Below are 22964 nucleotides of genomic sequence, written 5' to 3' on the forward strand. Positions count from 1 at the left end.
TATGAAATACAGAATCTTACTATTAGCAGCTTCAGTCGGCTTGCTCGCCGGTTGTCCAAGCGATGATGATAATGACGTAGTGAAATCGTACCGCTACACCGTCAACGTGGCGAACTTGACTGCGAATCAACCTATGTCTCCGCTCGCGGTACTCACTCACAATGCTGACTACCAATTGTTTGAAATTGGACAAGCCGCATCTGTTGAACTTGAGCATCTTGCTGAAGGCGGTAGTAACGCCGAGCTGATTGAATTGATGAACAGCAATGACAGTGTTTACCAAGGTATTTCGGGTAATGGATTGGTGTTGCCGGGTGCATCGGACGAAGTCACCATTACGGTTGACCCTAGTCGTTACGGTTACTTGTCTGTGGCGTCTATGTTCGTGAATACCAATGATGCCTTTGTTGGCGAAACGGGGCTATCGCTCAAATCGCTCGCAGTGGGTGAAAGCTACGAAATGAGCATGAACGTTTGGGATTCCGGCACAGAGCTGAACGATGAACTTGCTGCAACCATTCCGGGCCCAGCAGGTGGCGGTGAGGGTTTCAATGCCGCTCGTAATGACAGTAATGACGTTGTTGCATTCCATGCGGGTGTTGTTAGCCAAGATGACGGATTAGCAAACTCAGCACTTTCTGCGAACTATCGTTTCCTTAACCCAGGTGCGAAAGTCACCATCACTCGAGTCGAGTAACACAGGCTCCGATGACGTCTCCTTTCCAAAGCGCTTGTAGCCGAGCGCTTTATCCCTCATGGCGTCATCGGAACCTTTTTTGAAAGAATTTCTAATTTGTTCCGGTCATGTGCAAAGTGAGGATACTCGAAGGCAAGGAAAGGACCATGGAACAACAGGCAATCAATTTAGTCGCGAACATCTTGTTGGTGGAAGATGACGATGATTTGGCAGAACTGGTTCAGATGCATCTTAAGTTTCAGGGACACCAAGTGTCGCGAGCCACAAATGTCGCCGATGCTAAAACGCAATACCAGCAACAACCCTTTGATTTATTGATCCTTGACCGAGGTTTGCCAGATGGTGATGGTCTAGACATCTGCCATTATTTGCGTCAGCAACAAGATTGGAGCCCAGTGCTTATGCTGACAGCCAGAGACGGTGAAATGGATAAGGTTGACGGTTTAGAAGCAGGCGTTGATGACTACATCACTAAGCCATTTAGCGTATTAGAATTTCAAGCACGAGTGCGAAACGTGCTGCGCAGAGTCAGCCAAACCGCTGAAGCAAAGGTGGCAGATGAAGTCCTCGATGATGCGATGGATTTTGGCCCGCTGAGAATCATTCCGGAGTTGCACCAAGTATCCTTAAACGACAAGGATGTCACGCTCACCGCGACAGAGTTTACTTTGCTGCAGTTTCTCGCGACTCGTCCGGGCAGAGTCTACAGTAAAGATGAATTGCTCGATCACGTTTGGAACACCAGTCATTCTGGTTATCACCACACGGTGTGTAGCACCATAAATCGTTTACGCAGCAAGTTGTCGTTGTCTGATTCTGATCATCACTTCATCCAAACCGTGTGGGGTGTTGGATATAAGTTTCAACCAAGACACTAATGCAAGAAAGTAAGTCAAAACATCAAGCCAAGACAGTAAGTCGGCAGTTGTTTTCACCATCATTTTTCAATCATCACGGGTGTTGCAAAAACACCGCTGTTTAAGGAGGCGATAGGATGAGCTTCAAATCTCGCTTAGTGGTATTTACTAGCTTGTGGTTCTGTCTCGCGGCGGTGGTGATTGCACTGACTTACAATTGGCAAAAAGAAACCATTGAGTTACGCACCAAGCAAAGCCTGCATAAAGAGCTAGCCAGCCACATGCGTGATGATAATCCGCTGATGATCGGAACGGATTACAACCCTAAAGCGCTCAAGTCGATTTTTCACACGCTCATGCTGATCGGCCCTGATTTTGAAATCTACTTCCTCGATAGCCAAGGCAATATCACCACTCATGCAGCACCGGAAGGGGCGGAGATCATGGGGAAGGTGGATCTCAATCCCATTAAGCAATTCTTAAATGACCAGCCTTTTCCTATTTTGGGTGAAGACCCACGTAATCGTGGTGAACACAAAGTCTTTTCTGTCGCCGCGATAGAGGAATTAGGCTCTACGGTCGGTTATCTCTACGTGGTGATTGGCAGTACCCGACATGACGCCATTGCCAATGCTCAAGTCGATACTCCTTATATCGCGCTGGCAGGATTGGTCTTAGTCTCCATTTTAGGCTTTGCTCTTGGGGCTTATGTGCTGGTGAAACGTAGCCTATTGAACCCGATTGAGCGTGTGACCAAGCAACTTCAACAGCAAGCCGAACATGATTTCCGCCTGCAACCTGATTTTACTCACCAAGTGCCGGAGCTCGTGCCGATTGCGCACTCTTATCAGATGATGGCGAAGCACATTCAGCAACAGTTTTTACAGTTGGAGTATCAATCGTCTCATCGTCGTCAAAGCTTGTTGCAGCTTAGTCATGATTTAAAAACGCCGTTATCGAGCGTGCTGGGCTATTTGGAAACGTGGCGTTTGCAACATCCGGAATCCGATCCTTTGATTGACGTTGCTTTCCGAAATTGTGAGAAGCTCTCAACTCAACTGCATTCTTTATTAGACGCCGCACGCAAAGAAGCTCCAATGCCAAATTACGAGTACCGCCCCGTAGATCTGGGCGCTTTGATGGCAGAATGTGCTGAAACGATGCAGAGCCAGTTTTCTCGTAAAGAAGTGGTATTGAAAGTGGATATCGATAGCGAAATCCAAACCGTGGGTGACAAGGGGCTATTGGAGCGATTGGTATTGAACCTGCTTGAAAATGCATTGCGCCACAGCCCAATCGGTTCAGAAGTGCATTGCCAAGCGCATTTGAGTGAGGATAAGTCGCGTATCCATTTTACCTTCGTCAATCACATCGAGAAAGAAGCGGAGGGCGGTTCTTTGGGGATCGGGACGAAGATTGTCCAATCGATCTTAATGCTTCACCACAGCTACCTTGAGACCAATGCAACCTCCTCTCAGTATCAACAGAAGTTCACACTTCTCGCAATCTAAAGAGAAGTGTGAGACATAAGTTAATGTTTATTCAATAACACCACATACGACGCGAGCGCCGCCACCACCTAGCTTACTTGGGTGATCGGAGTGATTGTCACCACCTGCATGGATCATTAACGCTCGACCTTTTAAATCCGATAATTTTAGGCGAGGAGCGACAACGGGCTGATTGGCATTGCCGTCCATGTCCACATAGAGTGGAGGCAAGTCGCCTAAATGATTGTCATCGGTCCAAGGATAGCCATGCTTCCCTGTGTTGTTAGGATCATAATGGCCACCTGCTGCGCCGCCTAATACGGTTTTGTCATCCTTTTCTATGCTATCGCAAGATGGATTAGTGTGAATATGGAAACCGTGCACACCTGCTGACAAACCTGATAATTGAGGCGTAAAAACAACGCCATAATCACTTTGTGAAATCTCAATGGTACCCGCACTCTCATTGGTGTTGAGAGCAGTCATTTCTACCGTTTTTGCTAGCGCGTTAGGGGCGGCGACAAGAGCGGATGCAACTGAAATGCATAGCAATCCTTTTAACATGGGACCTCCTTCTTTTAGGGTGTACGCTCAAGCACATATTGGTGAAAACCTGTTTTACTTATGTCTGTTGAGCGGTGAGTTTATGTCATAGAGTGATGTGTATCACTTTATGGTCTTAAACTGATATCTCGATCCGAAATCAGCTTTCTTTTATTTAGTCTTAACATGTTGAGATCGTTAAGATATAAAAAGAATAGACGCCAATCTTAAAATAGCCTGAATATTTTTAAATTAACGCAAAGTTAAATTTTAATGACTTTATAACAAAGCTCATAATTGTTTTATAAAGAATTTGGTGGAATTGTCCGCAATAAAGAATAATCAAATTAACGAATATATTAATGTGAACATTGTTGTTTATAGATTTGTGGTCAAACTGTTGCTTATATCATCAAATAAGATAAAAAATTGGAACTAAAGTCACTTAATGGCAGAGGAAAAAATTAAACTCTGATTGTAATGGGTAATAATGTTTTAGTAACAGATAGTTACGCACTTAAAATTAATAATATGGCTAATTTCCGACAAGGATTGAAAAAGATGAAAGACAAGGAATCTATTCAGACTAATAGCAGCCGCCGTAATTTTCTGAAAGGCGCAACAGGAGCTGTTGTTGCTGGTGTGAGTGCTTCCGCTTTCTCAGGCGTAGCTCAAGCACGAGAACAGAAAATTGATTGGAGCAGCCGCGGGCTAGGTAGAAAACACGATAAGCGCTTCTGGCGTAAAGTGCGAAGACAGTTCGTTTTGGATAAACGAACCACTTACATGAACATTGGTACAACAGGTTCAATGCCAAAACATGTTCTTGAAGATTACGAGCATAACAACAAGCTGGTGGCTAAATACCCTTGGGATATGAAAGGCAAATTTGGCTCTTGGCCGTATGTTTCTGAGATGGTTAAAGACGTCGCACCAGGTTTTGGTGCTAACCCAGAAGAGATCATTCTCAGCCGCAACACTACTGATGGCTTATGCTCGATCATTAATGGCTTACACTTTGAACCAGGTGATGTGATTCTAACGACACACCATGAACATATTGCTGCAACATCACCTATGAACGTAGCGAAACATCGTTTTGGTGTGGATGTGGTAGAAATTCAACTACCAGTATTTACTGGTACCGAAAACGTTTCTGAGCAAGATTACATTCAAGCGTTCCGAGACGCGCTTGATGCGAATCAAAACGTTCGCCTAATTGTTTTCTCTCATATCACATACAAAACAGGAACCGCGCTACCAGCAAAAGCCATTTGTGCTTTAGCAAAAGAGTATGGTGTACCTACTCTTGTTGATGGCGCGCATACGGTCGGTATGTTTGACCTTGATTTCCACGATATGGATTGTGATTTCTATGCAGGATCTGGTCATAAGTGGCAGTGTGGTCCGGGCGCGACGGGTATTCTGTATGTTCGTGATAACGGTAACCGTTTGAATGAGTATTGGAGTGACCGAGAGAACCCGTTATGGTTGATCAACTCCTCACTTTCTCATGCTGATTACCTGGGTAAACAGCTGCAAATGCAATACATTGGTAACGATAACTATCCTGCGAAACAAGCACTAGTTGATAGTTGCAAAATGTGGGATGAGATTGGTCGAGACCGTATCGAAGAGCGAGTTGTAAGCCTTGGTAGTTTATGTAAAACCTTGCTTCAAGAGTACTTACCACAAGCCAAAATGTATTCACCAAACGTGGAAGGCTTAACCAGTGGCTTAACGACGGTTAACCCGTTCTCCGATGTAACTAATGAAGAGATACTGACGGAATTCCGAGATCGTTTACGTGAAGAGTATGGTTACATCATCCGTACGACTAGCTTTAAGCTGCATAAGGATGATGACTTTGATACTTACGCGCTGCGTATCTCTACGCATTTGTTCCATGACGAACAAGATGTGGAAGGGCTCGTAGTGGCGATGACGAATTTGTATTACTCGTCGTTCTAACATCGTTGTTTATCACTCAAGCGCCCATTATTGGGCGCTTTGTGAAAGGTAAGGATATTATTATGTCAGTCATAACATTCAAAAGAACTTTAGCGACGGTGGCGCTCATGGTTACCTCTGTTGCGTCGTCTGCCGCTTGGTCAGACGATTTACAACAAATCCGTGAACGTGGTGTACTGCGTCACATTGGTGTCCCGTACGCTAACTTTGTCTCCTATATTGAACAAGGTGAAGTGGAAACTTTGACTGGCTTGGATGTAGAGATAATAAAAGGTTTTGCCAAGTCGTTAGGTGTTCAGTACCAGTATGTTCCAGCACAGTGGAGCGACGTGGTTGGTAAGTTGACAGGGCAAAATGTGCAATATCACAACAAGCAGGCTGTTGTCGGAGAAAGTGTTCCAATTGAAGGCGATTTGATCGCAAATGGCGTTACTATTCTTGATTGGCGTTCTGAGGTTGTCGATTTTTCACAAGATTATTTTCCTTCAGGTGTATGGTTGGTTTCCAGATCCGACTCTAGTCTGAGCCCGATTAAACCAAGTGGGTCGGTCGATGAAGATGTTAAAAACGTCAAGCAGCTGATCGATGGTCGCGAAGTGTTAGCTTTAGAACATTCTTGCTTGGATCCTAACCTTTATGACTTATATGACACAGGTGCAAAAGTTATATTACCTGATGGGGCGCGTCTCCTTAATGAGATGGTTCCAGCGATAATGAAAAATGATGCGGAAAGCACATTATTAGATGTTGCGGATACGCTAATTGCCCTCGAAAAATGGCCGGGCGAAATAAAAGTCATTGGCCCTATATCTGAAAATCAAAAAATGGCTGTTGCATTCCGTAAAAATTCCCCTGAATTACGCAAAGCATTTGATCGTTATTTAGACTCGATAAAAAAAGACGGTTCATACGAAAAACTAGTAAAAAAATACTATCCATCTATTTACTACTTTTATAACGATTACTTTATAGAAGATAAAAAGAAAGTCCGATGAATAAGGCCGTTAAAAAATTTTCCAGTAAAAGATTTATTACAATAAGCGCAATATTAGTTTCAATTTACTTAGCTATGCTTATTACTGTGACTAGCGTAGGTCAAAATAAATTAAAAGAATCTCAATACAGAGAACTAGATTTAAAAGTAAAAAGTTATGCAAGCACACTCGATAATTTATTTACCATAGCGAGTGAAGATGTTGATAATCTAGCTACAGATAAAACAATACAAACATTCTTTGGTAATTTAGCTTCTGGCATGTCAATGGAGTATGGATTAGGTGCCAGTTTAATTAATTTAAAGCGTCGCTTCGATGAGAAGATAGACAGTAAGCTAATTAATAGCAGCCAAATCTATAAGAAGCTCACGCTAGTAGGCAGTGATGGAGTCACCATTGTCACCACTGGATCTGAAAACCTTGCCGAGCACAAAATGGACATACAAACCTTAATGACTCAACACGGGCATCCCGAAGAGGTTTGTGCGACGCGATACAATGATGACGTTCGCATTCAAGTCATTAAGCAAGTTAAGTTCTCCGGAAAGCCTGTTGCCTTTTTAATTGCCGATCTTAATAAGAATATTGTTATTGACCAACTTACTAACCAAGAACACGAAGATAGTTATAGCCGAATGGTGCTAAAAATAAAAGACGTGGAAATGGTTGTATGGGATACCATAAATAAAACACCTTCTCACAATAAGGATGAGAACTATTTCGTTTCTGAGGCTGTAGACGGAAAAATTTACTTTGAAGTGCCTGTGGATAAACATCACTTCAAATTGATGGCGTGGTTCGAGCCTTTGAGTGAACGAGATATATTTACATCACGGCTCTTTATTATTGGTTTGAGTATTCTGGCCGTTATGATCGTCATTGCTTTATGTTATGCATTCATCACGAACAATAATAGGATTGAATTGAAAATTAAGCTTGAGGAAGAAAAAAAGCGTAAAGATATTCTTTCTCAACAGAATAAAAAATTAACGAACGAAATTGAACGCCGAAAAGCGTCTGAAAAAGAACTCGCCTTCCAAGCTAAATATGACACATTAACTAATTTGCCTAATCGTAGTTATGGTTCCGAGCGATTGGCTTTGGAGTTAATTAGGGCATCGCGTAGTGGGTCTAAAGTTTTGGTGATGTTCATCGACTTAGACCACTTTAAGCAGATTAACGATTCAATGGGACACTTTGTTGGGGATGAAATCCTTAAACTCAGTGCTCAGCGACTGTATCAAGTCGCGAGAAAAACAGACTTATTGGCGAGAATTGGTGGGGATGAGTTTTTACTCGTCATCCCTGATTTGCCTGATAATGATACTGCAAAGCGAGTTGCTTCAAGTGTACTTTCGGCGTTTAACGATCCGTTTGTTTGGAACAACCATGAATTCTTCTTGAGTAGCAGCGTCGGAATGTCTGTGTTCCCGGATGATGGAGACAACGCTGAGCAGCTTCTTGCATGTGCAGATATGGCAATGTATCGGGCGAAACAAGATGGGCGTGATGGCTTTTGTTTTTATAACCATAATATGAACCAAGACTTGCAACGCTACTTAGATCTGGAAAATCGTCTGAGAAGTGCGATCTCCAATCAGTTGTTAGAGCTGTATTATCAGCCAATTATTGAGCTGAGTAGTGGTAAAATCGTAGGGGCAGAAGCGCTAATGCGTTGGAATGATGACAAGTACGGATTCGTAAACCCTGAAGAGTTTATCTCTATTGCAGAGAAAAATGGTTTAATTCATCAAATTGGTGAGTTTGCTATTCAACAAGCGTGTCGACAAGCGGCACAATGGCAGAGTCTGACTCCGTTGTTTGTTTCTGTAAACTTTTCTAGTGTTCAATTTAGGTACTGCGAGCGCTTACTTACGTTTATTAAACACAGCCTTGAGGAGTCTGGTCTTCCGTCAGATAAGTTCGATATTGAAGTGACAGAAAGTCTCCTCTTCAATCACGATTCTGAGCTATTAGACATGCTTAATAACTTACGAGCGTTAGGCACCAAACTTACTATTGATGATTTTGGTACTGGTTATTCTGCGCTGAGTTACTTGCAGAAGTTTCCGTTCGACCGCTTAAAAATTGATCGTAGCTTTATGCAAAATATGTTCGAGAACGACTCAGACCGCGAGCTTGTGAACGTAATCATAGCAATGGCAAAAGCGCTGGATCTTAAGATCGTCGCAGAAGGCATCGAAGAACAGCGTCATGTGGATTACCTGAAAAACCTAAACTGTGAGTTCGGACAAGGTTTCCACTATAGTCGACCATTACCTGCTAAGGACTTTGAAGCACTTTTGGCTAAGCCTACCTGGCTATAATTCCTTTTATAACAACCTCATAGAAAAGCATTAATCGAATTTGTGCCTAGGATTCATTAATGCTTTTCCACCTTAAGGTATAATCCTTCCTCCTTCCTTGAATTACACTACAATTAATTGATGAGTGATAGCCCGTGACGCCCGTCACATAAAGGCTCAACCTAATTCTAAACGAGTAAATACTCGCCAAAATAACTAGGAAGGAATTTCAAATGTCTTCTGCATTCTACCAACAGATTCAGCAGCAAATCGAAGAAGTAAAGGCGGAAGGCCTTTACAAATCAGAGCGTGTCATTACGTCTCAACAGCAAGCGGCTGTTAAAATCTCTACTGGTGAAGAAGTACTAAACTTCTGTGCGAACAACTACCTTGGCCTTGCCAACCACCCGGCACTTATCGAAGCGGGTAAAGCAGGCATGGACGAGCACGGCTTTGGTATGGCTTCAGTACGTTTTATCTGTGGTACGCAAGACATCCACAAAGAGCTTGAGCAGAAGCTTTCTAAGTTCCTAGGTAAAGAAGATACGATTCTTTACACATCATGTTTCGACGCAAACGCGGGCCTATTTGAAACTATTCTAGGCAAAGAAGACGCAATCATCTCTGACGCTTTAAACCACGCGTCAATCATCGATGGTGTTCGTCTATGTAAAGCAATGCGTTTCCGCTACTCAAACAACAACATGGAAGAGCTAGAGCAACAACTGATCGCTGCGAAAGAAGCAGGTGCTCGCCACATTCTTATCGTAACGGACGGTGTGTTCTCAATGGACGGCGTAGTAGCAAACCTTCCGGCTATCTGTGACCTAGCAGAGAAGTACGGCGCGTTGACTATGGTTGATGACTCTCACGCTGTTGGCTTCATGGGCAAAACAGGTGCAGGTACGCACGAGCACCACAACGTGGTTGACCGTATCGACATCATCACTGGTACGCTAGGCAAAGCAATGGGCGGCGCTTCAGGCGGTTACACATCTGGTAAAGCGGAAGTGATTGACTGGCTACGTCAGCGTTCTCGTCCATACCTATTCTCTAACTCTGTTGCACCAGCAATCGTAAGCGCTTCTATCCGCGTTCTAGATCTACTAGAAGAGAGCGGTGACCTACGTGATCGTCTATGGGAAAACGCAGCACACTTCCGTACTCGTATGGAAGAGGCTGGTTTCACAATGGGTGGTGCTGACCACGCAATCATTCCGATCATGCTTGGTGACGCAAAAGTAGCAGCAGAATTCGCAGAGCGTGCGCTGGAGAAAGGCATCTACGTAATCGGCTTCTCATTCCCTGTTGTACCAAAAGGTCAAGCACGTATCCGTACTCAAATGTCTGCGGCGCACTCTCGCGAGCAACTAGACCGTGCAATCGACGCGTTCATCCAAGTTGGTAAGGACATGGGTCTTATTTAAGATTCTAGGCCTTAGACAATAGGGCCTTTAATTAAGGTTACATTATGAAAATTAAAGCATTATCAAAGCTAAAGCCTGAAGAAGGCATCTGGATGACTGAGGTTGATAAACCTGAAGTTGGCCATAACGACATTCTGATCAAAATTAAGAAAACCGCTATCTGTGGTACAGACGTACACATCTACAATTGGGACGAATGGTCACAAAAGACAATTCCAGTGCCTATGGTTGTCGGTCACGAATACGTGGGTGAAGTGGTTGCGATTGGTCAGGAAGTTCGTGGCTTTGAAATCGGTGACCGCGTATCTGGCGAAGGTCACATCACGTGTGGTCATTGTCGTAACTGTCGTGGCGGCCGTACTCACCTATGTCGTAACACGATTGGTGTGGGCGTTAACCGCGAAGGTGCATTCGCAGAATACCTAGTGATCCCAGCGTTCAACGCGTTCAAGATCCCTGAAGGCATCTCTGACGATCTAGCGTCTATCTTTGACCCGTTTGGTAACGCAGTACACACAGCACTTTCTTTCGACCTAGTAGGCGAAGACGTGCTTATCACAGGTGCTGGCCCAATCGGTATCATGGCAGCGGCAGTAGCAAAGCACGTTGGTGCTCGCCACGTAGTGATCACAGACGTGAACGAATACCGTCTAGAACTTGCTCGTAAGATGGGTGTAACACGCGCAGTAAACGTGGCTGAAGAGAAGCTAGAAGACGTAATGGCTGAGCTAGGCATGACAGAAGGCTTCGACGTTGGTCTAGAAATGTCTGGTAACCCAGCAGCATTCAACTCAATGCTAACCACAATGAACCACGGTGGTCGCATTGCACTACTCGGTATTCCGCCATCAGACATGGGTATCGACTGGAACCAAGTTATCTTCAAAGGCTTGGTGATCAAAGGCATTTACGGCCGTGAAATGTTCGAAACGTGGTACAAGATGGCTTCACTGATCCAATCTGGTTTGGATCTATCGCCAATCATCACGCACCACTACAAGATTGATGATTTCCAAGAAGGCTTTGACGTCATGCGCTCTGGCATGTCAGGCAAGGTTATTCTTGATTGGGAATAACTTATTCAAGTAAGAAATGCGCTCCTTTTTGGGGCGCATTTTTGTTTCATGAAGATTCTTGTTTCGGGAAGAAATGGTCGCCAATCTTTTCTAAACTTCTCGTGTCGTTCTGCTACTTTTTTTAGATTTTTTCCACTCAACTTCACCCTACCTTCTAACTCATTGTCGATTCTGTATTTGGAATAAGATAATAACCATTTGTTTTTCGTGGTTATCCTTTGGAATTAAATGCTTAAAAATCGCCATTTTTAAGTTTAATGTTTTTATTTGCTGTTCGTCTTTATCCTTATCCTGCTTCTTTTTATTGTTTTACATTTTATATGCATTTGGTTTGTCATAATTGAGCTATAACTAATAAAAAGGTTACCGATATACAGTGGAATGTAAAAATGGAGCTTTATATGAAAAGATTTTATCTGATGATGCCTCTGCTCTTAACCTCATTTAGTTGGCAAGCGAGTGGAGCGTCAGTGAGCGGTACGATTGATGTTTCAATTAACCTTGTACAAGGTTGTGTGATTAATGGAAATAATGCGGTAGATGCAGCTTCTGGCGTTGGCTTTGGCTCACTCGCCTTTGGAGACGTGCCTGCAATCTTCAGTGAACAAGATGGTGTGGTAAATGGTGGTAGTGCGACGGGTATTGAAGTGCTTTGTAGTAACGGTGTGACACCGACGTTTACATTGGGCACCGGATTGTATGATGCAAGTGCGACCGTTGGTACCTATGCGATGTCAAATGGCGCGCAATTTATTGATTATACGTTGTTTACCGACTCAGACCGAAGCACACAAATTATACAAGGCGGGACGGTAGCTCTGTCTGAATTTACTAGTGCAACATCGCAAACTATTGAGCTTTTTGCGAAAGCTTACGGTACGAGCAGCATTGCCGGTACATACTCCGATACCATCAGTGTGACGCTAAGCTGGTAAAACGTGACGCTGGTTGTTAGGGGCTTTTCACTTGTCGCGATGAGTTTGTGCTCTTTAACTGTGCTGGCTGATGCGACACAAACTTTTCAGGTGTCTGCCACCGTAGATACAGGTTGTTTGATTAACGGCGCAGTACAAGAAGAAAGCGCAACCCAAGCCGGGCAAATAGGCACGTTAGATTTTGGTGAGCATTCTTCAGTTTACGCGACGGAAGTACAAGGCAGCATCACTTACAGTTCATCACTCACATTAAGTTGTACTCCGGGTATTACGATGAATGTTTCCGTAAATGGCGGGATGAATGCATCGGATGGTGTACGTAAGCTAAAGCACAGTGAAGAAGCGACAACGGTAGATTACTTTTTGTTTCAGGATCTAAATTATATGCAGGTGCTTGATATTGACACGCAATATTCCGTCGATACTGACCAAGACCCAGATAATATTCAGTTTCCTATCTGGGCAAAGGCGACAATAAATGGGAATGAAATGGCTGGAATTTATATGGATACGCTTACGCTGACATTAGAGTGGTAAGTGAACTTTGGAGGGGTGAAATGGAATTCATACTCAAAAAACTATTATTAATAGCCTTCCTTTTTGTTTTTTTCTCAAATGCCAACGCTAACTCATTATTAATTTGGCCGATTTACCCCAAAATATCAGAGGAGAGCAATGCAACATCACTTTGGATGGTAAATAAAGGCAGTGTTGATTCTTATTTACAGGTGAGAATTTTAAGTGGGAACAAAACGAAGGAGAAGATAGCTATTCAAGTCAAAGCCAGTTAATTGCAACCCCTCCGTTTGTCAAAATTGAACCAGGTGAAAAGCAGTTAATCCGCATCATCAACCAAGATGAAGCCTCTGCGGGTAAGGAGTATGCATACCGAGTGATCATAGATGAATTACCGCCAACTCAAAACCCTCAAACAGAATTGACGGAAAATGAACTCGCTGTAAAAGTCCGAATGCGTTACTCGATACCTTTGTTTATTTACGGGAAAGGGCTGACTGATACTCAAAAACCAAACCGTGACAGTGAATTATGGGATGATTTACAGGCACAGTTTATTAAGAAAAATAATCAGCGTTTTGTTCACATTAAAAATTCAGGAAAACACCATGTTCGCTTAGTGAATTTACAATTGAACCTACCAAATAAAGATCCTGTCGTTATTTCCGATGGACTAGCTGGCTATATTCTTCCTGAACAGTATAAGGTTTGGTCTATTCCCCATAGTAATGTCAGACCTATGAGTTTGAGCGCGAATATTGGAGGTAAACGTTACCAAATACCATTGAAGCAATAATGAATAGATTTAATACAATGAATGCTTTCTTTTGGTTGGTATTACTTAGCGTAACGTGGAGCAGTATTGGTCTTTGTGCAAATTCAGCAAACCACTTCTCTGAGCTACCGAGTCCTGAAAATTTCTCTTTAGAAAAGTTTGAGAATATCAGCCTCAATCTGGAGTTGGTGATCAATCAAAGAGCAACAGGGCTTGTTGCGAAAGTTGAGCGAGTTGGCGATCAGTTCTTTTTGCTCCGGGAGGACCTCATTTCAGTTGGGGTTACCGCCAAGTCGTTGCCTGGAACCGAAGAGAGACTTGAGGTTACGTCTATCCCAGGTGTTAACGTGCGTTACTTGCAATCGTCATTGCAACTTGCAATTGACGTACCGCCTAATTGGTTACCGATGCAGAACTTATCAGCGCAGGATATGGGGCGATTTTCCCCAGCTCAGTTTGGGCGTGGTGGCCTGCTTAACTACAACGTATTTGGTGTGTACGAGAACGAAAGCCGACAAAAGGAGGTTTCTATCAATCATGAAGTCAGAGCCTTTTCTGAGTTTGGCGTTTTTTCTACTACCGGGATATTTAAATCTAACTTTCATCGCGATGTTCAGTCCCAGCAAAGCAGCCAGTACACTCGTTTTGATACGAGTTACGAGTACGTCAATCAAGAGAAGCGAATTCGTATAGAGGTAGGGGACTATATTGTTCGCCCTTTATCTTGGAGCCAACCAGTAAGACTGGCGGGTATTCAGTTGTCGCATGATTTCTCTATGCGTCCGGATGTCGTGACGACGCCGTTACCTGCATTTTACGGTGAGGTCACAGCGCCCACTACGTTAGATTTGTTTATCAATGGCTTTAAAACTGACTCAATGAATGTTGGGCCCGGTCCTTTCATTATTAACGATATTCCAATGCTCTCTGGTGCTGGGGAAGCAACGGTAATTGCAACGGATGCTCAAGGTAAGCAAACGGTCATGACCAGCCCATTTTTTCTCTCTTCCGATCTACTCAAGACCGGATTTACATCTTACAGTGCGAGTATTGGTGCGATCAGAGAAAATTTCGGTAATGCATCTAACGACTATGGAGACGGTGGCGTGGTTACCGCTCTGCGTCATGGCATGACTGATTGGTTAACATTAGAAGCTCAAGCTGAAGCAAAAGATGACCTGATCGTTGCGGGGCTGGGCTTTGTCACTAATGCTTTCAACTTGGGTACGGTGGATGCCTCGTTTCGTGTGAGTAATTTTCAGGATCAATCTACCTCATATGCGCTAGGTTATAGTTATCAGTCTCGGCTGTTTAGCTTCGCTGCTCGAACTCAAGTAGAACAAGCCGACTTTTATACCTTATCTCATTTACCAAATTACGAAATGCTCGATGAAGGCAAAGACGCTTCACTCGCGTCGCGCCATCTATCACAAATCAATATGGGAGTCCGTTTGGGAGATTGGGGCTCACTTTCTGGTGGGTACTTTGATATTCAACAATCCGACTCAGATTCACGTACCCTAAATCTCACTTATAGCTACGCTCTGCCTTTTAATATCAATATGTCCCTTTCTTACAATCATAGTATTGGTGGTCAGAGTGTTACGTTGGCGCAATTCTCTCTACCTTTCAGTTCTTTGGGGGGAAGTTCGGGGCTAACGCTGAAAAGAGAGGACGATGGCGATGTGCGAGGGCGAGTGGGTTACAGCCGCCTTGCGCCAATACGAGGTGGGTGGGGCGTCAATTTAGCGCATGATATTAACGAACACCCAGAAAACCGTAAACAGGCTGATTTGACCTACCGTGCGTCATGGGCGCAGTTCAGAGCGGGGTTAAATGGCACCAGTGGCGACTATGATTATTTTGCGGAAATGGCAGGTTCGGTCTCTACGTTGGATGGAGAAATATTCCCGGCGAATGAAGTGTATGACAGCTTCGCTGTGGTGAGCACCAGTGGTTTTGAAGGTATTCCGGTTAAATATGAAAATCAAATTGTCGGAGTGACAGACGATGAAGGTTACTTACTTGTTCCTTGGGCTACGGCGTATTACACCGCCAAATATGAAATCGATCCACTTAATTTACCTGCCAATGCTGCGTTTTCTGCAACAGAGCAGTTTGCTTCGATACATTCGGGCTACGGCTACCTGTTAGAGTTCCCAATAGAGCTACAAATTGCACTGAGCATGACGGTGGTAGACGAAAATCATTTGTTCCTTCCGATTGGTACATATGGCCGCTCAGAAACGGGCTTAACAAGCCAAATTGGTTGGGATGGTTTTACGTACTTTGAAGGCGTTGACCCAGGCCGCTATATTCAGTTTTATCCTCAAGGACAGTCGCCATGTAAAGTGTTTATTGAGGGGTTGTATCAGCGTGACAGTCAAAAAATACAAACATTGCCTGAGCAGGTTTGTATCAAAGCCGAAGAAGAGACCGCACTATGATTTTGCGCAGCTGGTTTGCTAGCCTACTTCTCTTTTTCTCGTGCTCGACAATGGCTTGTCAGCTCACGGCGGCAGCACCTTTAATCTTGTTTGGCAATGTTTCTTCGTTTACTGTTTCAAGCTCTCAGCAGCAAAGCTCAGCTCAGCCTCATGCGGGGATTACGTGTGACTTTTCTACACTTGTGTCTTTGTTAAGTGGCGACTACGTATCAGCAACGTTTAACAGTATAAATAATGGTTTGCTATTAAATGAGGATGATCCGAGTTCGGAGCTCAGCTATCAGATTTTTGGCGATCCAGGTCTTTCACAAGAGTATGTATTCGGCCAAACTTACAATTTTTTTGAAATCGGGTTACTCGATTTACTCGGGTTGTTTGGCACTCAAGCCGAGTTTCCGCTCTATGCTCGGACGGGAGTGGGTAGTAATCTTTCCGCTGGGACTTATAAAGACCAAATCACCGTATCCTGGATTTGGGATTACTGTAAGGGTATCGGGGTTCTAGGAGTATGCATTGGCCGCGCCAATGGCAGCGCTCAAAGCGTGATTACGGTTGAGTTGGAAGTGACCCCTGATTGTATGATCACGGCGCCAGATATTGATTTTGGTTCGTCCCCATTAGTGGCCGGTTTTGAGCCAGTCAGTCAGGTTATATCGTTAACTTGTACCAAGAATAGTTCCTTCTCCATTGGCTTGAATGACGGCCTAAATGCGTCCGGCGGTCAGCGGCGAATGATTTCTAGTGGTCACTATTTGGAGTATGAAATCTATAAGTCATCATCGATGGATCGCTGGGGAGGAACCAGTTCTGAACGTCGTGAACACAGTGACGTCGATACTGGCGGCTCTATTCCTGATGGTATCACTCCACAGAATTATAATTATCGCGCGCAGATACTAACCAGCCAAACGACCCCTCCTGCAGGTACTTACACCGACTCAATAATCGTTGACGTTCAATTTTGAGCATCATGTCAATTACATCATTAGAGGCTTCTATTCCAAAAATCTTTTGTAATCATAGTTTTCACTCTGTCACTGCTTAATTTTGTGAGATTAGTATGGCTTTATTCTCACGGAATTTAACTTTCAGAAATAAGGAAAATGATGAAGAAGTCACTAACAACATTAGGTTTGGCACTGGTATTTACAGGAACAGCTTATGCAGCAAGCTGGGGCTACGAGGGAAACCATGGACCTGCTCATTGGGGTGAGTTTGCATCTGAGTGCGCAAAAGGTCAAAACCAGAGCCCAATCAACATTGAATCGGCGACCGAAGCGAAGCTAGAAAAATTGAATTTCGACTACGAAGGTAAGGCAATTTCACTGCTGAACAACGGTCACACTTTACAGACTGGTTTAGAAGGTAAAAACACACTCACCATTGATGGTAAAGAGTTTACGTTGAAACAGTTCCACTTCCATACGCCATCTGAAAACCATGTGGACGGTAAAGAATACCCTCTAGAAGCACACTTTGTGCATGCCGACAAAGTAGGTCATCTAGCTGTTGTCGCGGTGTTCTTTAAACTGGGTGACGCGAACCCAGATCTAGCTAAGATGCTAGCTAACATTCCAACTAAAGATCAAGATGTTACCATCAAGGTTCCATTTGATGCTGATGCCCTTATCCCAAGTGATAAAGACTACTACCGCTTTAACGGCTCACTAACGACACCGCCATGCTCTGAAGGTGTACGTTGGTTGGTGATGAAAGAAGCACAAACTATTTCTCCTGAGCAGATAAAATCTTTTTCGGAAGTAATGGGGAAAAACAATCGCCCAATCCAACCGCTGAATGCACGTATGGTGTTAACGCAACAATAACCACTTCATGCGAAGAAAAATAAAAAGCCCGCTTAAACACAGCGGGCTTGATTATTTGGGTATTGGTGAGAACTAGAAGCCGTGATCTTCTTGCTCTTCCGCTTTTACCATTTGTATAGGATCAAGCTTAAGCGTCTGAGTAGGGAACGCGATATCTGCATCGTGTTCTTTAATGATGTTGATTACCTTAAGCAGTATGTCCTGCTTAACCTCATGGTATCTCACCCAATTCACGGTTTTAGTAAAGGTATAGATAAAGAAGTGCAATGATGATGGACCGAATGTATCGAAGTTGACGATAAGTGTTTGGCGTGCATCAATGTCTTTGTGATTTTTCAGCATTTCTTTTACCGCGGTGATAATTTGCGGCATTTTTTCAGCATCGTCGTAACGAAGTCCAATTTTTTCGTAGATACGTCGGTTCAGCATGCGAGATGGGTTTTCTACGACAATGCTGCTAAACACTGAGTTTGGCACATACAGTGGACGCTTATCGAAAGTTCGGATAATGGTCATACGCCAGCCAATGCGTTCTACCGTCCCCTCTATTTGTCGGTCTGGAGAACGGATCCAATCGCCAACTTTAAATGGACGATCGAAGTAGATCATAAGACCTCCAAAAAAGTTAGACAGCAAATCCTTCGCCGCTAAACCGACGATCAAACCACCAACACCACCGAAGGTAAGTAGGCCCGATAGTGACAGACCAAATGCCTGCATTACGGTTAGAATTCCGACGGTAATAAAGAACAGGCGCGCGACCTTAGCTATCGCTTGTACTGTTGTTTCATCTCGGTTCTTTTGTTCGAGAACATGCTCTTCAACATTGGTAATGAGCCGCATAACGGTCCATACGAAGATGCTGATGATTAAAATCAGTTTCAGCGTACTTAACCAGTTTATTTTATCGTTGAGCTCGCTCTCTAATATGATGCCGATAGAGACGGTTGCAGGCCAACACCAAATGAGTGTACTGACTGGCGCTTTTAGCGCATCAAGCAACATGTCATCCCAGTGGAAGGGCGTTTTCTCTACGAGCGCAGCGAGGCGAGAGCGAATCAGCCGCCAAGCTATCCAAGCTATAAAGCTAGCGAGCGTAATGAAAAGGACGCTTCCACTCCAATTTTGATGAGACGTTTCAATGTAGCTTTGTAATTCGGTAAACCACTGTGGCATATGTAACTTATTTCTAGTGAACCATGGAAGGAAAGGTAGCAGATATTACTCCTTCACCCCAGTGATTTCCTTTAAATCATTTACTTATGTCTAAACCGCCGAGATGGACTTTTCCTTCCAATGACAAGAGAGTTACCTTTACGTTTTGCTGAGCGACCGCCTCATGCATGTTCAGAGGTACGCTACCAATGATTGAGGGTTGATATTTGGACGATCAATTATAACTTCTCTGACTTATCGCTAACATTTATCTTAAGTAAGTGTGAGAGTGTATTGACTCTTGAATTAGCGGAGGCAGATATGGAATTTACAGAGCTGGATCGAAACGCGCTCTACGACATCTGGATGTCACAAAAAGCCAAAATGCACATCACTCAAATGGAAATGGCGAAGCGCCTTGGTTTGAGTCTACACGAGTTTTCTGGCTTGTTACGTGGTAATTCTCCACTGACGCTAGGTTTTGTAAAACAGCTATGCGAGCAGCTACATGTACGTCCTGGTCAGGTGATTCCGTCTTTGACGGAGCGTGATCTATCTGCATCTGGTACCGTTTATTTACAAAATCGTGTGACGGTGGATGGCGATATCAGTAACGTGTTTATCGACGGAAACCAAGTCGTGATCGAGTACGTTCACCAAGTTAGCTAGCTTGCTCGTCAAATTATCGGGTTGAAGAGCAATAAAAAACGAGCCACTGTTGGCTCGTTTTTTCGTTTCTGTTTTGCTCGCTTGCAAAGATTATGGGATTTTCACTAGCGAATCGCGTGAAAGATCCGCGATAGACTTAGCGCCAGTCAGCGTCATTGCTACACGCATTTCTTTATCGTACAGATCCAGTAGATTTTCAACGCCTGCTCCGCCTTGTGCTGCCAATGCGTACACAAATGAACGGCCAAGAAGCGTACAGTCTGCACCAAGTGCGAGCATACGAACGACATCAAGACCAGTACGAATACCAGAGTCTACGAAGATCTTAAGATCACCTTTTACCGCATCCGCAATGCTTGGTAGTGCTTTAGCACTTGAAAGTACGCCATCTAACTGACGGCCACCATGGTTAGATACCACAATGCCATCTGCGCCGAAACGTACCGCATCTTTCGCGTCTTCTTCATCTAGAATGCCTTTGATAACCATTGGGCCATCCCAAAAATCACGAATCCACTCAAGATCTTTCCAGGAGATAGAAGGGTCGAAGTTTGCGCCTAACCAGCCGATGTAATCTTCTAGCTTTGTTGGTTCGCCACGATAAGTTGAGATGTTACCTAAGTCGTGCGGTTTACCAAGTAGACCCACATCCAGCGCCCAGCTTGGGTGGCGCATCGCCTGGAGTACACGACGCATGGCCGCGTTAGGGCCACTCATACCTGAGTGCATGTCACGGTAACGTGCGCCAGGAACTGGCATATCAACGGTAAACACCAGCGTTGTTACGCCTGCTGCTTTTGCACGCTCAAGTACGTTTTTCATAAAGCCACGGTCTTTAAGCACGTAAAGCTGGAACCACATTGGTCGTTCAATTGCAGGTGCGACTTCTTCAATCGGACAAACCGAAACAGTCGACATAGTAAATGGGATGCCTTTTTTCTCGGCTGCTTTTGCTGCTTGCACCTCGCCTCGGCGCGCGTACATACCAGTTAGACCAACAGGAGCTAGCGCGATTGGCATTGCCAGTTTCTCACCGAAGATCTCGGTTTCGAGGCTCAAATCTGTCATATCGCGTAGGACGCGTTGGCGAAGAGCGACATCACCTAAATCGTCAGTATTACGCTTCAGCGTGCGTTCGTCGTAAGAGCCGCCATCAATATAATGGAATAGAAACGGGGGAAGCTTGGCTTTCGCGGCAGCGCGGTAGTCAGTAGAAGCTGAGATAATCATAATGGTGTCCTAGCGGTTATTCTAAGCAAAGTTGTGGAGCAATTTGCTCTTTCGTTGAGTCTTCATCGCAAAGCAGTGAAGACATCAAAATGAGTATAGTTACCTATGGTTCACTTACGTTTGAACCGGTGATGTTGGTAACCCATTTACATAATTGGTTGAAAAATTTTATTAAATCACTCAATCAGTTATGCAAACTGGAAAGGATGACACAGCTGTCGGGGGAATTGATGTAGCAAGCTAAATCAACATGTCGGGGTAGTAGTGCAGACAGCTGTGTCAAATTAGGCAGGGTTGTAAACCCTGCGTTTCGCGTTACTTCATTAAGACATCTGTCATTTGGAAGCCATAAATCAGCACCAATCCAATAATGCCTGTCATTACAATGTAGTAGAACGTAGGGATAATCGTCTTACGCAATGTTGCGCCTTCTCGACCAAGCAAACCTACCGTGGCTGATGCGGCAACAACGTTGTGAATCGCAATCATGTTACCTGCAGCAGCACCGACGGCCTGGAGTGATACAACAATCACACTCGAAATAGACAACGTTTGTGCCACTTCGAATTGGAACTGGCTGAACATCATATTTGATACCGTGTTTGAGCCAGCGATGAACGCACCCAGTGCACCAACGGTGGCACTCAGCGCTGGGAACGCAGAACCAACAAGGTCAGAGGCGAAGTTTGCGGTTGTGACGGGCATACTTGCTAGGTCAGCACCGTTGATGCCTGAGTTGATAAAGATACGAACCATCGGAATGGTAAATACCAAGACAAAACCCGCCCCAATCAGTGTTTTGCTTGACTCGCCAAACGCTTCACGCAATGGCTTTACACTACCGCTTTGTAACATTGCAGCAAGTAGTGCGACAAACACCAGAATGCCACCAGGAAGGTATAACGGCTGAATCGCAGCGCTAACGCCAGTCTCACCAAGAATGTTGCTGAACGACAAACTTACGCTTTGTACAAAGCCTTTCAGCTCAGGGCTAACGCGGCTTGCGACGAGAATAACTGCCAGCATTACATATGGAACCCAAGCTTTTACGATGCTCATTGGCTTGCCCGGATTGTCGTTTAGATCGACTTTTAGCGAGCCTAACCACTCTGCAGGCCATTTGTCTTCGCTTTCGAAATCCCACTTAGTCTTTGGTACTAAGAAGCCTTTTTTCGCTGCGGTAACAACGATAGACAGACCAACCAAACCACCGATAAGTGAAGGAAACTCTGCGCCCAAGAATACGCCGGTTAACGCGTATGGAACGGTGAAAGAGACACCAGCGAATAGCGCAAATGGTAGAATATCCAGGCCTTCACTCCAGCTTCTGTTCTTGCCGAAAAAGCGTGTTAACATCATCGCCATTAATACTGGGATCATCGTACCTACGACTGCGTGAATGACAGCAACGTGCGCTGTGATATCTTGCAGGTACATTTCCCACGTTGCACCTTGTGCGGCCAACGACTCACTGATGTTATGGGTGTCTAAACCTTTGTTTACACCTACGATGATAGGCGTGCCTACCGCGCCGAATGAAACAGGCGTAGACTGAATCATCATGCCCATTAGGACAGCGGCTAGCGCAGGGAAGCCGATTGCAACCAGCAGTGGTGCAGCGATTGCTGCCGGGGTACCGAACCCAGATGCGCCTTCAATGAACGAGCCAAAGCACCAAGCAATGATGATGGCTTGTACACGGCGGTCAGCCGAAATATCGGTAAATCCATTACGGATTGTGGTGATCGCTCCAGTGTGTTTTAAAGTGTTGAGCAAGAAGATGGCACCAAACACGATCCATAGAACAGAGACAGTAATGCCGAGTCCTTGGAATACGGAAGCCAGTACGCGATTGGCTGACATATCCCAAAACATAAGTGCGATAGCGACGGTTAGACCGAACGCAACAGGCATGGCTTTTTTAGCAGGCCAGTTGAGACCAACCAATAAGATGGCGGCAACAACAATTGGCGAAAATGCCACTAGGGCAAGTAGGGTTTCACTCATTTGTACATCCTTCGTACGCTGACTTCTCGAACGGTGTCAATC

20 protein-coding genes are annotated in these 22964 nt (G+C 44.5%); 16 read left to right on the forward strand and 4 right to left on the reverse strand.

Annotated features, from left to right (window positions below; translation table 11 throughout):
• Position 1 precedes the first annotated feature (1 nt).
• The 3 genes from R7Q47_RS01700 to R7Q47_RS01710 all read left to right on the forward strand — a co-directional run bounded on the left by R7Q47_RS01700 (position 2) and on the right by R7Q47_RS01710 (position 3065).
• The gene (locus tag R7Q47_RS01700; protein WP_206949148.1) at positions 2-697 is read left to right on the forward strand and encodes a spondin domain-containing protein; all 696 of its coding nucleotides are present in this window, start codon (positions 2-4) and stop codon (positions 695-697) included.
• Between the two features lie 146 nt (positions 698-843).
• Positions 844-1575 (forward strand): response regulator transcription factor, encoded by a 732-nt coding sequence (locus R7Q47_RS01705; RefSeq protein WP_017820525.1) that lies wholly within the window; start codon positions 844-846, stop codon positions 1573-1575.
• A gap of 116 nt (positions 1576-1691) precedes the next feature.
• Positions 1692-3065 (forward strand): sensor histidine kinase, encoded by a 1374-nt coding sequence (locus tag R7Q47_RS01710; RefSeq protein WP_017820524.1) that lies wholly within the window; start codon positions 1692-1694, stop codon positions 3063-3065.
• Positions 3066-3092: 27 nt separating this feature from the next.
• On the opposite strand, the gene sodC is transcribed toward R7Q47_RS01710, so the two are convergent.
• Positions 3093-3608 carry a superoxide dismutase family protein gene (gene sodC / locus R7Q47_RS01715; RefSeq protein WP_206953169.1) on the reverse strand — a complete coding sequence of 172 codons (516 nt, stop codon included), beginning with the start codon at positions 3606-3608 and terminating at the stop codon, positions 3093-3095.
• A gap of 540 nt (positions 3609-4148) precedes the next feature.
• Between sodC and R7Q47_RS01720 the strand changes: the two genes are divergently transcribed.
• The 12 genes from R7Q47_RS01720 to R7Q47_RS01775 all read left to right on the forward strand — a co-directional run bounded on the left by R7Q47_RS01720 (position 4149) and on the right by R7Q47_RS01775 (position 17861).
• Entirely contained in the window at positions 4149-5558 is a 1410-nt protein-coding gene (locus R7Q47_RS01720; RefSeq protein ID WP_005375092.1) for an aminotransferase class V-fold PLP-dependent enzyme, read from the forward strand.
• A 62-nt stretch (positions 5559-5620) separates the two neighbouring features.
• The gene (locus R7Q47_RS01725) at positions 5621-6553 is read left to right on the forward strand and encodes a transporter substrate-binding domain-containing protein (protein ID WP_005375093.1); all 933 of its coding nucleotides are present in this window, start codon (positions 5621-5623) and stop codon (positions 6551-6553) included.
• A complete protein-coding gene (locus R7Q47_RS01730) occupies positions 6550-8880 on the forward strand; it encodes a putative bifunctional diguanylate cyclase/phosphodiesterase (protein ID WP_005375094.1) in 2331 nt (776 codons plus the stop codon). Before R7Q47_RS01725 ends, R7Q47_RS01730 begins: the two co-directional genes overlap by 4 nt.
• 212 nt (positions 8881-9092) lie before the next feature.
• Positions 9093-10286 (forward strand): glycine C-acetyltransferase, encoded by a 1194-nt coding sequence (locus tag R7Q47_RS01735; RefSeq protein ID WP_205391361.1) that lies wholly within the window; start codon positions 9093-9095, stop codon positions 10284-10286.
• Between the two features lie 44 nt (positions 10287-10330).
• Complete coding sequence (gene tdh, locus R7Q47_RS01740; RefSeq protein ID WP_005383983.1) at positions 10331-11362, forward strand: L-threonine 3-dehydrogenase; 1032 nt, start codon at positions 10331-10333, stop codon at positions 11360-11362.
• Positions 11363-11751: 389 nt separating this feature from the next.
• The gene (locus R7Q47_RS01745) at positions 11752-12297 is read left to right on the forward strand and encodes a spore coat U domain-containing protein (RefSeq protein ID WP_005375099.1); all 546 of its coding nucleotides are present in this window, start codon (positions 11752-11754) and stop codon (positions 12295-12297) included.
• A 39-nt stretch (positions 12298-12336) separates the two neighbouring features.
• Positions 12337-12834 carry a spore coat U domain-containing protein gene (locus R7Q47_RS01750; protein ID WP_318088613.1) on the forward strand — a complete coding sequence of 166 codons (498 nt, stop codon included), beginning with the start codon at positions 12337-12339 and terminating at the stop codon, positions 12832-12834.
• A 20-nt stretch (positions 12835-12854) separates the two neighbouring features.
• Positions 12855-13088 carry a hypothetical protein gene (locus R7Q47_RS01755; protein ID WP_318088566.1) on the forward strand — a complete coding sequence of 78 codons (234 nt, stop codon included), beginning with the start codon at positions 12855-12857 and terminating at the stop codon, positions 13086-13088.
• Positions 13088-13609, forward strand: a complete 522-nt coding sequence (locus tag R7Q47_RS01760; protein WP_318088615.1) for a molecular chaperone — start codon at positions 13088-13090, stop codon at positions 13607-13609. The genes R7Q47_RS01755 and R7Q47_RS01760 overlap by 1 nt, the downstream gene beginning before the upstream one ends.
• Positions 13609-16035 (forward strand): fimbria/pilus outer membrane usher protein, encoded by a 2427-nt coding sequence (locus R7Q47_RS01765; protein WP_411912862.1) that lies wholly within the window; start codon positions 13609-13611, stop codon positions 16033-16035. The genes R7Q47_RS01760 and R7Q47_RS01765 overlap by 1 nt, the downstream gene beginning before the upstream one ends.
• The gene (locus R7Q47_RS01770; RefSeq protein ID WP_206971234.1) at positions 16032-17000 is read left to right on the forward strand and encodes a spore coat U domain-containing protein; all 969 of its coding nucleotides are present in this window, start codon (positions 16032-16034) and stop codon (positions 16998-17000) included. Before R7Q47_RS01765 ends, R7Q47_RS01770 begins: the two co-directional genes overlap by 4 nt.
• Before the next feature lie 141 nt (positions 17001-17141).
• Positions 17142-17861 (forward strand): carbonic anhydrase, encoded by a 720-nt coding sequence (locus R7Q47_RS01775; RefSeq protein WP_005375106.1) that lies wholly within the window; start codon positions 17142-17144, stop codon positions 17859-17861.
• Between the two features lie 72 nt (positions 17862-17933).
• Here R7Q47_RS01775 and R7Q47_RS01780 read toward each other — a convergent pair whose 3' ends face one another.
• The gene (locus R7Q47_RS01780) at positions 17934-19037 is read right to left on the reverse strand and encodes a mechanosensitive ion channel family protein (protein ID WP_005375107.1); all 1104 of its coding nucleotides are present in this window, start codon (positions 19035-19037) and stop codon (positions 17934-17936) included.
• Between the two features lie 300 nt (positions 19038-19337).
• Here R7Q47_RS01780 and R7Q47_RS01785 point away from each other — a divergent pair, with 300 nt between their 5' ends.
• On the forward strand, positions 19338-19685 hold the full coding sequence (locus R7Q47_RS01785; protein WP_005375109.1) for a helix-turn-helix domain-containing protein: 348 nt from the start codon (positions 19338-19340) through the stop codon (positions 19683-19685).
• Positions 19686-19775: 90 nt separating this feature from the next.
• Here R7Q47_RS01785 and lldD read toward each other — a convergent pair whose 3' ends face one another.
• Both lldD and R7Q47_RS01795 read right to left on the reverse strand, forming a co-directional pair.
• On the reverse strand, positions 19776-20915 hold the full coding sequence (gene lldD / locus R7Q47_RS01790) for an FMN-dependent L-lactate dehydrogenase LldD (RefSeq protein ID WP_005375110.1): 1140 nt from the start codon (positions 20913-20915) through the stop codon (positions 19776-19778).
• A 315-nt stretch (positions 20916-21230) separates the two neighbouring features.
• Positions 21231-22922 carry an L-lactate permease gene (locus R7Q47_RS01795; RefSeq protein WP_005375111.1) on the reverse strand — a complete coding sequence of 564 codons (1692 nt, stop codon included), beginning with the start codon at positions 22920-22922 and terminating at the stop codon, positions 21231-21233.
• Positions 22923-22964: the final 42 nt, after the last annotated feature.

The organism is Vibrio sp. Vb0349 (assembly GCF_033338975.1).